12 protein-coding genes are annotated in these 11,369 nt (G+C 63.2%); all 12 read right to left on the bottom strand.

From position 1 onward, the window contains the following. Positions 1–40 precede the first annotated feature (40 nt). The gene (locus NKH97_RS09770; protein ID WP_352610263.1) at positions 41–1,465 is read right to left on the bottom strand and encodes an FAD-binding oxidoreductase; all 1,425 of its coding nucleotides are present in this window, start codon (positions 1,463–1,465) and stop codon (positions 41–43) included. 39 nt (positions 1,466–1,504) lie between these two features. Then, positions 1,505–2,269 carry an amino acid ABC transporter ATP-binding protein gene (locus NKH97_RS09765; protein ID WP_352610260.1) on the bottom strand — a complete coding sequence of 255 codons (765 nt, stop codon included), beginning with the start codon at positions 2,267–2,269 and terminating at the stop codon, positions 1,505–1,507. 11 nt (positions 2,270–2,280) lie between these two features. Continuing rightward, the gene (locus tag NKH97_RS09760; RefSeq protein ID WP_352796376.1) at positions 2,281–3,360 is read right to left on the bottom strand and encodes an amino acid ABC transporter permease; all 1,080 of its coding nucleotides are present in this window, start codon (positions 3,358–3,360) and stop codon (positions 2,281–2,283) included. Between the two features lie 3 nt (positions 3,361–3,363). Further along, on the bottom strand, positions 3,364–4,527 hold the full coding sequence (locus NKH97_RS09755; protein WP_023810152.1) for an ABC transporter permease subunit: 1,164 nt from the start codon (positions 4,525–4,527) through the stop codon (positions 3,364–3,366). Between the two features lie 82 nt (positions 4,528–4,609). Continuing rightward, positions 4,610–5,644, bottom strand: a complete 1,035-nt coding sequence (locus NKH97_RS09750; RefSeq protein WP_352610254.1) for an amino acid ABC transporter substrate-binding protein — start codon at positions 5,642–5,644, stop codon at positions 4,610–4,612. An 86-nt stretch (positions 5,645–5,730) separates the two neighbouring features. Continuing rightward, a complete protein-coding gene (locus NKH97_RS09745; protein WP_023810154.1) occupies positions 5,731–6,681 on the bottom strand; it encodes a LysR substrate-binding domain-containing protein in 951 nt (316 codons plus the stop codon). Positions 6,682–6,776: 95 nt separating this feature from the next. Beyond that, on the bottom strand, positions 6,777–7,526 hold the full coding sequence (locus NKH97_RS09740; protein WP_127271850.1) for an SDR family NAD(P)-dependent oxidoreductase: 750 nt from the start codon (positions 7,524–7,526) through the stop codon (positions 6,777–6,779). 11 nt (positions 7,527–7,537) lie between these two features. Further along, positions 7,538–8,248: an SDR family oxidoreductase gene (locus NKH97_RS09735; protein ID WP_352796371.1), complete on the bottom strand. Its 711-nt coding sequence runs from the start codon at positions 8,246–8,248 to the stop codon at positions 7,538–7,540. Between the two features lie 289 nt (positions 8,249–8,537). Beyond that, complete coding sequence (locus tag NKH97_RS09730; RefSeq protein WP_352796369.1) at positions 8,538–9,326, bottom strand: FadR/GntR family transcriptional regulator; 789 nt, start codon at positions 9,324–9,326, stop codon at positions 8,538–8,540. A gap of 50 nt (positions 9,327–9,376) precedes the next feature. Next, positions 9,377–9,724 (bottom strand): RidA family protein, encoded by a 348-nt coding sequence (locus NKH97_RS09725; RefSeq protein ID WP_023810158.1) that lies wholly within the window; start codon positions 9,722–9,724, stop codon positions 9,377–9,379. A gap of 31 nt (positions 9,725–9,755) precedes the next feature. Next, positions 9,756–10,562, bottom strand: a complete 807-nt coding sequence (locus NKH97_RS09720; RefSeq protein ID WP_128303177.1) for an SDR family NAD(P)-dependent oxidoreductase — start codon at positions 10,560–10,562, stop codon at positions 9,756–9,758. Then, the gene (locus tag NKH97_RS09715; RefSeq protein WP_127290682.1) at positions 10,555–11,367 is read right to left on the bottom strand and encodes a shikimate dehydrogenase family protein; all 813 of its coding nucleotides are present in this window, start codon (positions 11,365–11,367) and stop codon (positions 10,555–10,557) included. The genes NKH97_RS09720 and NKH97_RS09715 overlap by 8 nt, the downstream gene beginning before the upstream one ends. Positions 11,368–11,369 lie beyond the last annotated feature (2 nt).

Raw genomic sequence — 11,369 nt, 5'->3', positions numbered from 1 at the left:
GTGCACGCAGGCGGTTCGGGGCGAAATCAAGAAATGCCGTCTATTCGAAAGTTTTTCTTTGCCGAACAGCGTGCACCAGCACGCCCGGATTCATCGTTCCCCGTGGATCGAATGCATCCTTGAGCCGCGCCATGAGTTCGCGCTCCAACGGACTGCGGTTTCGGTCGGCCGTGGCGACCTTGGCGCGGCCAAGTCCATGCTCGGCCGCGAAACTGCCGCCCATTTCCGTGGCGAGCGACGATAGCGCCTCGGCGAACCGCTCGGCCTTGCCGTCAAAGCCGGCGCGGCCTTCCGGCGGCGACAGATTGTAGTGGATGTTGCCGTCGCCGAGATGCCCGAACGGGTTTATCCGCACGCCGGCAAGAATGTCGTCGCAGATCTCTGCGCCGGCCTCGACGAAACGGGCGATAGCGCCCGGAGGCACCGAGATGTCGTGCTTCAGCTGCTCGCCTTCCAGCCTCTGTCCTTCCGGCTGCTCCTCTCGCAGCCGCCAGAATTGTGCGCGATGCGCGCCCGTCGCCGCCAATGCTCCGTCCAGCACCAGGCCTTGCTCCATCCCCCACTCCAGCGCCGAAGCCAGTATCTCGTCGAGTGGAACGCGGGGGGCGGCCGATGCCAGTTCGACCAGCACATAGACCTCGCCGCGCGCCTCCAACTGGTAGCCTAGGTCGGGCAGGTGTTTGAGGGCCAGTCCCAGCCCGATGTCGGAGAAGAACTCGAGGCCGGTCAGGAATTCCCCCGCCTCGCCCCGCAGAAAGGTGCCGAACGAAACCGCGGCAGCGAAATCGGGCATGACGACAAGCGCGCTCGCCTGCCGCCGCGGCATCGGGTAGAGCCGCAGGATCGCGCGCGTCACGATGCCAAGCGTTCCTTCCGCGCCGCAATAGAGCTTGCGCAACTGGTAGCCGGCATTGTCCTTCTGCACCGCGCGCAGCCCGTTCCATATCGCCCCGTCAGGGGTCACGACCTCCAGGCCAAGCACGAGGTCTTGCATCATGCCATACCGGAATGCCTGGCTGCCGCCGGCATTGGTGCCGACCAGGCCGCCGATCCTGGCGCTGCCTTCCGCGCCGAGATGCATCGGAAACATCAGGCCGTGCGGTTCCAGCGCCTCGTGCAGCGCGGCAAGCACGGCCCCCGCCTCGATGAGGATCGAGCCGCTGTCCAAGTCCGGTTTGCCGATCGCCGTCATGCGCGAAAGCGAAACGATCACCGCATCCGGCCGGTCGGCGACGGCGCCGCCGCAAAGCCCGGTGTTGCCGCCTTGCGGCACGACCGCCAGTCCGGCCGCGTGGCATGCCTTTACGACACTGGCCACTTCGGAGGTGTCCGCAGGCCTGGCCACGCCCAGAGCCGCGACGCCGTAGCGATCGAGCCAATCGCGCTGATAGGGCCTGGCATCGCTGCCCGAAAGCCAGCCTTTCGGTCCGAGCATCTCGCGCAAGAGGGTGACGGGATCAGTCACGGAACATGGCTGCGGCCTGACGCGGGATCGTTGCATCGATCAGTGACCAAGCACTTGCGACAGGAACTGCCGCGTGCGCTCGTTGCGGGAAAAGGTGAAGAATTCATCGGGAGGCGCCTGTTCGACGATCTCGCCTCCATCCATGAAAATTACCCGGTCGGCAACCCGGCGCGCAAAACCCATCTCATGCGTGACGCAGATCATTGTCATGCCTTCGGAGGCGAGCGTGACTATGACGTCGAGCACTTCCGCGATCATTTCCGGGTCGAGCGCAGAGGTCGGCTCATCGAACAGCATGATCTCGGGCTGCATGCAAAGGGCACGCGCTATCGCGACCCGCTGTTGCTGGCCGCCGGACAACTGACCGGGATACTTCATCGCCTGTTCAGGAATGCGTACCTTCTCCAGATAGCGCCGGGCGGTCGCCTCGGCATCCGCGCGCGGCACCTTGCGCACGATCATGGGCGCGAGCATGCAGTTCTCCAGCACCGTCATGTGTGGAAACAGGTTGAAGTGCTGGAACACCATGCCGACTTCCCGCCTGATCCCGTCGATGTTGCCGACATCGTCGTTGAGCTCGGTGCCGAGCACGGTGATCCGGCCGCCATTGTGCTGCTCCAGACGGTTGATGCAGCGGATCATGGTGGACTTGCCGGAGCCGGACGGGCCGCAGACGACGATCCTCTCGCCGCGATCCACGGACAAGCTCACCTTTCGCAGCGCCTGGAATGTCCCGTAATATTTGTCGAGATTTTCGATCAGCACCGCGGGGCCGCTGGATCGGGGCGAGTTTCCTGAAATCACGTAAACGCCCCCTATCGTTCGCCGACCGACATACGGCGCTCGAGAAAAGCGCCATAGCGGGACAGGCTGAACACGAAGATGAAGTAGATGAAGGCGATGAAGGCATAGACCTCGACATAGGCGAAGCGCCACTCGCCGGTGCCGTAGGCGGCATTGCCGGAGGCCAGGATCTCGAAGAAGCCGACGATGATCACCAGCGAGGTTTCCTTGAACGAGATCACGAACTGGTTGATCGTCGCCGGCAGCGCATTGCGCATGGCCTGCGGTAGAAGAATGCGGCCGACGCGCTGCCAGTAGCGCATGCCAAGCGCCATGGCTGCCTCTTCTTGCCCACTGGGAACGCCCTGCATCCCACCTCTGACGATCTCCGCCTGGTAGGCGGAAAAAAACAGGGCCGAGCCCAGGATCACCCGGTACAGCTTGTCGCCCACCAGCCATTGCGGCAGTGCGAACGGCAGCACGATGGCGAAGGTGAACAGGATCGAGATCAGAGGCAATGAACGCACCCCGTCGATGATGAGGCCGGTGGTGCGGGAAATCCATGGCAGGCCGGAGCGGCGCAGCAGCGCCAGGCAGATCGCCAGCGGGAAGCCGATCAGGCAGGTGGTCACGAAGATGAACAGGGTCAGCGCCAGTCCGCCCCAGGCCTCCTCGCCGACATAGGGCAGACCAAGCACGCCGCCCTTCATCAGCACGTAGAAAAGCGCCGTTCCGGCTCCCCATACGAGTGCGATGCGGCGACCCGTCCAGAAGGCCGGAATGCAACTTAGCACCGTCATGACCAGGACGGTCAGGCAAGCCAGGGCCGACCGCCACTGCTCGTCATAGGGATAGAGGCCGAACAGGATGATGCGCCATCGCGCGGCAATGACCGACCAGCAGGCTCCCGCCGCCGCCTGACAGGCTTCGGGTCCGCCGCTCGTCGTGAAGACGGCCGAGAAAACCGCCCAATTCAGGAGCTTCCAGACCAGGAAGACCATGATCGCCAGGGAAGCCAGCGACAGCAATGCCTGCAGGGGTGTCGCAAAGAAGCGCCGCCTCAGATCCTCGATCTTTCCAAGGGCAGGAGGGGCGACAACGACCATTTCCATCCCTCACCCCCTCAACTGGTTGCCCTTGAGGGCGATTGCTTTGTTGATGCGGTTGAAGATGGCGGCGAGGCTGAGGTTGATGGCGAGGAAGCCAGCCATCAGGATGCCGATCGCTTCGATTGTCTGGCCGGAATGGTTGATCGTCAGCGCCACGATCATGAAGAAATCCGTGAAGCCCACCGCGATGCCCATTGTGGTCGCCTTCATCAGCCAGACATACTGGTTGGCGAGGATTGGCAGCATGGCGCGTAGTGCCAGCGGCAGCCGCACCAGCATGAAGACCCGCCACGGGCCGAGGCCCAGGGAAAGAGCCGCCTCGACCTGGCCCTTGCCGACAGCCTTGAACCCGCCGCGCACGATCTCGGCGATGTAGGAGCCGCCATAGATGGCGATCGCGATGGCCAGTGTCGCAAATTCCGGCGGAATGCGCAGGCCGCCTCTCAGATTGAGACCTTGCAGCGCCGGGAAATCGAGCAGCGGCAAGTCGGCCAGGCGGCCGGCCACCAGAACGACGGCCGCGCAGGCAAGTGCCGCCGCCGCGCAGGCAAGCTGGATGCCGCCACGCTGGCCGACCGGCAGGCTGAGGCGCGATGTCCTGCCCAGCCAGATCGGCAGCGCGATGGCGGCAATCACAGCCAATGTCGCCGCAGCGAGCGCGGCGCTGCTGACATTGGGGAACGGAATGTAAAGCCCCCGGCTGGTGAGGAGAAAGCCCCATCCCTCATGCGCGGCGCGCGGCGTCGGCAGATGGGTGATGACGGCATACCAGAAAAAAACCTGGAGGATCAGCGGGATGTTTCGGAAGATGTCCACATAGGTGCGGCCGAGCAGCCGGGCCAATTCGTTCGAGGATGTTCGCGCCAGGCCGACGATCGTTCCCACGATCGTCGCCAGCGTCAGGCCGACGGTTCCCAGAAACAGCGTATTGATGATCCCGATGAGGAAGTACCACCAATAAGGATCGTTCGCCGTGGCGGGCAGCAGCGAGAAGTTCAGGTCCCAGCCCGTGGACTTGAACAGGAAGTCGAATCCGGAGGTGATCCCCTGCGCCGCCAGGTTCTGTCTGGCGATCGCAATGCCGGCAAGCACCATCGCGGCGATCGAGCCGACATACAGGACCTGCAACAGTGCGTTGCGGACTTTTTGATTTCTCAGCAGGCTGACCATTCAGAAATCCTTCCCGAATTGCCGCGCGGTCCCGCCCGGTGGGAGCCGGGCGGGACCTGGAGCGAGATGCGTTCAGAACGGATCAATCGACAGCCAGCGGGAACAGGACACCGCCATTGTTCCACAAATTGGTCAGTTCGCGATCCATCTTGTAGGGCGAGTCCTTGCCGAGATCGCGATCGAAGATTTCGCCGTAGTTGCCGACGTTCTTGATCACCTTGTAGGCCCAGTCGTCGGAGAGCCCGAGACCTTTGCCCATGCCTGGCGTGACGCCGAGGAATTTGGCGACCTGCGGTGAGGTCGGCTTGGCCTTTATCTCGTCGACGTTCTTCGAGGTAATACCTTCCTGCTCGGCAAAGATCAGCGTGCTCAGCGTCCAGTTGGCGATGTCGACCCAGTTGTCGTCGCCTTGCCGCATGATCATGACTTCAGGCTCGACGGCGAGCACGTCGGGCAGAATGACGTGGTCGTCGACCTTGCTCTTGGCGATGCGCGCAATGGCCAGTGTCGGACCCCACTGCGCATAAAGATCGCAGCGTCCCGAGAAATAGGCCTGCTCGAGCTCCTCGGTCTTCTCGATGAGCACCGGTTCGAGCTTGATGCCGAGCTTGGCCGTATAGGCAGCGACCTGCTGTTCCTGCGAGGTGCCGGCGGGAATGCAGATCGTGCCGCCTGCGGCATCCTTGAGCGACTTGAGGTTCAGCTCCTTGTGCGCCATCACCTTGGTGGTCCCGAGATAGTAGGACATGGAGAACTGCAGCCCAAGTTCGGTGTCGCGGCTGAGCGTGCCGCCCGAGGCCTTGATGATGATGTCGACATCGCCGGACTGCAAGGCCGGCCAGCGCTGGGCCCAGCTGATCGGAACGACCTTCAGCTTCGCCGGGTCGCCGAACACGGCCGCGGCTACCGCCTTGCAGAGGTCGATGTCCATGCCCTTCCAGTTGCCCTTGTCGTCCACCTCGGCGAAGCCGAGATAGGAGCCGTCATGGCCGGTGCAGTTCAGCATGCCGCGTGCCTTGACGGTTTCGAGCGTCTTGCCGCCGGCGGCTTCCGCCGGCGCCGCAAAATGCACGAGGCCAAGGGCCAGGGCCGAAGCCCCCCATTTCATCATTTTCATGTTCCGTCTCCACTGTTGAGGTTGTTTGGTTTCTTGTTGTTGGAGGCCCGAAAAGCGTCTTTCAGGCCTCGGTCTCGAAGCCGCTTCTAGTCGGAAAGCGGGGCCGGTTTCGGTAACGAGGAAATCGTGAGGTCGCCGCGCCAGTCCTGCTGAGCCAGCCATCGGTGAAGTGCGGCGACCGCCTTCACACGCAGATGTCCGCGCGGGACGACAAGATAGAAGCCCGGGACTTCCTCTGGCTTCATATCGGCAATGGCGTCGCGGCCGATCGGCGCGACCAGCGTGCCCGCTCGGAAATCTTCCTCGGCGTCGATGACGGAAACCAAGCCCACACCTATGCCTTGCAAGGTCGCCCGGCGCATGGTCGCGGCGTCGTCGAAGCTGATGCTGCGGTCGCCATCCGTCAGTTCCACGCCAAGGTGGCGCAATATGTCCGGCCACAGACGCTTCGACTTGACGGTGTCGAGCAACGTGAACTGTGTCAGATCATGCGCCGACTTGATCCTTTCGCCGATCGCCGGCGTGCAGCAGATGATCTTCGGGTCCGGCACCAGCAACGTGGTTTCATAGTCGGACCAGTTGCCGTAGCCCCACTGGACCGTCATATCGATATCGTCGCGCCCGAAATCGGGCAGGTCGACCATCGTCGTCAGGCGCAGATCCGCGCCCGGCAAGATTTCCCGGAACAACGAAAGCCGCGGCAGGAGATAGTGCGTGGCGAAGTATGGGCTTGCATTCAGGTTGATGCGGTCCCGATAGTTCGACTTGGTGACGCGGCGAACGCCTTCGGCAAACTCGTTGAAGCCGGCTTTGACATAGTGCGACAGAAGAATGGCCGACTCGGTCAGTTCGATCGACCGGCCCTTACGCTCGAACAGCGTTACCTGGAGCGTATCCTCCAGAAGCTTGATCTGCTGTCCGACGGCCTGCGGCGTGACCAGCAATTCATCCGCCGCCTGCCGAAAGCTCTTGTGCTGCGCGACCGCGTGGAACACGCGCAGAGCATTCAGCGAGGGAAGGCGCAGCTTGCCGGTCATCGAAAATTCCGTTCCTTTCCCTGCTTGTGGCCGGTCGGTCATGCACTGCCTCGGTCATGCACTGCCAGAGTTCAGTCGCCTGCGGCGAAAGAGGCTCAGGCGTATATGTAACCACCTGAAACAATTACGTTTTCACCGGTCATGTAAGTGTTCTTGGGGCTGCCCGTCATCAGCACCCATTCGGCAATTTCCTTTGGCTCGGCACCGCGGCCGAGCGGGCTCGCCTTGGCCAGTTCCTCCAGGAAGCCGAGCGCTTTTGCCTTCTCCGTCGCCATGCCGGCCGGCGCCACCGAATTCACCAGAATGCCGTCCTTCGCCACGTGATGGGCAAAGGATCGGGTAAGGCTGACGACGGCGGCCTTGGTCGCCGCATAATGAGCGTTCTGCGGATGCGCCTTGAAGGCGTCGACCGAGGTCAGGTTCACGATCCGCCCGCGGACGTGGCTCTTCGGCTCCTGCGATTGCATGTGGCGAACCGCCGCCACCATCATGTGGTAGGTGCCCTTGATGTTGATGCCGTTGGAGGCATCCCAGTCGGCGTCGGTGATTTCGAGGAGCGGGCGGCGAGGGTAGATCGCGGCACAATTGATCAGCGTGTCGACGCGCCCGAGTTTCGAAACGATCGCCTCGAATGCGGCGTGGCACTGTGGGCCTACCTGGATGTCGCAAAGGGCGGTCGCGGTAGGCAGTCCGCTGGCCTTCGCGGTCGCCAGCGCAGACTCGGCGGCTTCCTGGTTGATGTCGATGATGCCGATCTTTGCCGCCCCGGCCTCGACAGCCATCTCGGCTAAGAGGGCACCGAGGCCGGCACCACCGCCAACGATCAGAACGGAAAGATCTTTCATCCCGGTTTTCCTTACTTGGTACCGCTTGGCGAGGTTGGCCAAGTCGGCATGATGTCGAAACGGGTAACGTCGGCCCATGCGGGGAGCCCAAGCACAGCGACGACCATCCTGGCCACGTCATCCGGTTGCACCACTTTGCTGGCGTACATGGCTGCGCGCGCGTCGGCGTCGAGGATGTCCTGGTAGAGCTGCGTCTCGACACGGCCGGCAACGATCTCGGTGACGCGTACGCCTGATGGGGAGAGGTCGGCGCGCAGCGCTGCTGCAAAGCCTGATATCGCCGCCTTGGTCGCTGAATAGACGGCAATGTTGGAGTATGCCGCGTGGCCCGCTGTGGAGCCGGTGAACAATATATGCCCGGACTGCCGCTCGCGCATTTGCGGGACGACGAGGCGCGTGAGCAGGATTGCCGCGCTGAGGTTCACCTCGAGCGTGGTGTCGATGTCAGCGATCTTCATATCGGCGAAGTTGCCGAGCGGCGGCATGACCCCGGCATTGTTGATCAGCACGTCGATGGTGAGATCCGCCAGGGCCGCTTCCAGGGCCTCGCGGTCGGTGACGTCGACGGCAATCGGCACGATGCCGGACCGCTGTGCCTGCAGCTCCTTGAGCGCGGCCTGGCTGCGCCCGACCGCATAGACGTCGTAGCCGGCGTCGCTCAGCGCGATCGCTATGGCCCGCCCTATGCCGCTCGTCGCACCGGTGATGAAGGCTGTCGTCACGTGGACTTTCCTGATTGTCTGTTTTCAGTTTGCGGCCCGGGCCGATGCCGCGAAACCAAGAAAACCAGCAAAAAGGAAAGATAAACTTTCGAAAATTTCGAACGCCTCCAAACCTCCTTGGGGTGCTCGTATAACCGCAGCAGCCGAAAACCTAGGGAAACGCTGGCAAGCTGGCGCCTTCAGCCCTTGGGAAACCCGCGCAGCCGGTGACGGAACAAAAAACACGGCTTTCGCAACGGATGTCTAATTTTCGGCCCAGGCGCGCCGATGCGATCGAATTCGCGAGGCCTCATCCGCCTGTCGAGACAGGCCTTTTCATGTCGGTGAAAAGTGAGGCCGCCGCCGCCTTCTGCTCGGCTTCGATTGCCTCCACGCCAGAGGCTCGGGCCAGGGCGCGCACCCGCCCGAGGCTGTTGTGCAGGTGCTTGCGCATGGCCCGGCGGGCGGCGCGGCCATCCTGCCTTTCGATGGCGTCGACGATTGTCTTATGTTCGCTGTGTATGCGCGCGTAGTAGCTATCCTTGAGTTCGGGCGTGACCAGATAGCCGAGATGGAAGCGCGGCACGATCATCGGCCCGAGATAGCTTAGGAAACCGTGGATGAATTCATTTCGTGCCGCCTTGGCGATCGCCAGGTGGAAATCATAGTCGTAGTGGATCTGGACGACGGCGGGATCGGCCTGCTGGGCGTCGACCTGTTCCATCAAGGTGCGGATCACGCTGGCTTCCGCATCGGTGCGCCGTTCCGCGCACAATCCCGCCGACTCCACCTCGACGCTCAACCTCAGCTCGAGCAGCGCAATGGTTTCCGGCAAGGTCCTGAGCGCTTCGTCCGGTATCGAGAAGTTGCGCGGCGCCGGCGTCTCGCTGACGAACATGCCGCGCCCCTGCTGCGGCACCACCAGGCCTTCGGAACGTAGTCGCGCCACAGCTTCCCGCACCACCGTGCGGCTGACATCGTACTCGGCGCAAAGCTCCGCCTCTGTCGGCAATTGCGCGCCGGGCAGCAGCTGTCCGGAACGGATCTTCTCGGACAGGCTCTCCGCCACGACGGTGGAAAGCGGCTTGCGCTTCGTCATCAGTCTCCCTCTCGCCAGATTCGGGATGATGCCCGAACCGGCAGGACCATTCAAACCGCCGCGGTGACGATCAGTTCGACCAGCATTCCGGGCTTCGCCATCCGTCCTTCGCCCGATGAGCGCGCCGGTGCGTGCTCCCCGGGCATCCAGGCGTCCCACACCGCGTTGACTTCGTCGAAATCCCTGATGTCGTCCAGCCACATCTGCACATGAAGGATGCGGGTCTTGTCCGTGCCCGCCTTGCCAAGCAGCGCATCGATCTTGCCGAGCACCTCGCGCATCTGGTCGGCCGCGGACTGGCCGGGCCTCGCGACCTGGCCGGTGAGGTAGAGCGTGCCGTTATGGATGACGCCGTGGTGGATGCGGGTATCGAAGTCGAAGCGCTGGATGTCGCTCACTGGCCGGATATTGCTCACTGGATTATCCTTGTCAGATAGCCGGCGTTTGCCGGATGGGATTTCCCTGCAGATATTGTGCGTAAGGCGCCTGAACCAGCCAGCCGGCGTCGACCGGCAAGGTGACGCCGGTAATCGAAGCGGCGCGCTCCGAGCAGAGGAACAATGCCGCCTCGGCGACATCGCGCGGCTCGACGAAGCGTCGCAGTGCCGTGGTGGCCTGTATGGCTTCGGGGTTGCGTTCACCCTTGGCGATCTTGGTCTTCAAACCATCGGAAAGTGTATAGCCGGGCGCGACCGCATTGACGCGAACGCCATGCGGGCCGAGTTCGGCGGCGAGGATCTGGGTCAGGGCCAGGACCGCATGCTTTCCCGGCGTGTAGGCCGGCAGCGACAGCGGCGCGAAAGAGGCGAGCGAGCCGACATTCAGGATCGCGCCTCGCCGGGCGGCCGACATCAGCCGGCCAAACACCTGGCACCCCAACAGCGTGCCGCGATAATTCACCCGCCACATCTTCTCGTCCTCGTCCAGATCCTGATCAAGGACGTACTTGCCGCTCTGCAAGATGCCGGCGCAGTTGACGACGACGTGAGGCGTGCCGAACCCGTCGCTGACAATCCGTGCCAGAGCCTCGACTGAGCCGCTATCTGCGACATCTGTCTGGACAAACAGCGCACGCGGCGCGCCTGCCGCCTGGCAGGAGCCGGCCGCCTCATTGCCCCTCGTCGCATCCCGGCCGGAGACGACCACATGATAACCGTCTTCGGCGAAGCGCTGCGCGATAGCGCGTCCGATGCCGGACGTGCCGCCGATGACGACGGCAGTCGGTGTCTCAGCCATGGCCGCGGTCCTTGCCTTCGATGTCGAAGAATTCGGACATCGCCCGGACCTGGAAATCCATCATCGGGCGTCCCGGTTGAACGCGGCAGCCGACCCCCTTGGCCGCCCGCAGCAGAGCGGTTTCCGCAGGCTCCATGATAATGTCCACGACCGTCATATCCGGGGTCAGCCGGCTGACGTCAAGCGGCAGCGGATCGCCGGCATGCATGCCGACAGGTGTGGCGTTGATCGCCATATGCATGCCGGAAGGCTCGGCCTCTCCGACCTGGATGCGGCATTTCGGGAACGCGCGGCCAACCAGCGCCGCCAGTTTCCCGGCACGCGCCGTATCGATGTCGGTAAGGCGGATTTCGTCGGCGCCGGCTTCCGCGAGACAATAGGCTAGCGAGGCACCGGCGCCACCGGCACCTACTTGAAGAATGCGGCGGCCGGCGATCTGATGTCCGTTTGCCTTGAGCGCATCGATGAAGCCGACGCCGTCGAAATTGTCGGCATACCAGCTGCCATCCGGCAGCCGTCGCACCGAGTTGGCGCTTTCAACCCGCGCGGCGCGGTCATGCGCGGCGGAGCATTTGTGGTAGACCGCAACCTTGTACGGCACCGAAATGATCACGCCCCTGATATTCTCGGCTGCCGTGATGCCGGCCCAGAAGGTCTCGAAATCCTCCGGGCGGCAGCTCAAGGGCACCATGAGGCTGTCGAGGCCCTTCTGCTCGAAGATCTCGTTGAATATGCCGGGGCTCTTGGCATGGGCCACGGGATGGGCCAGCATCACGAAGATCTCGGCCTTGCCGGTTCCGCGCATCG

It is taken from the genome of Mesorhizobium sp. M0870 (assembly GCF_040319775.1).
Lineage (GTDB): Bacteria > Pseudomonadota > Alphaproteobacteria > Rhizobiales > Rhizobiaceae > Mesorhizobium.
The sequence above is the reverse complement of the archived record's forward strand: the minus strand, read 5'-3'. Positions and strand labels throughout refer to the sequence as shown.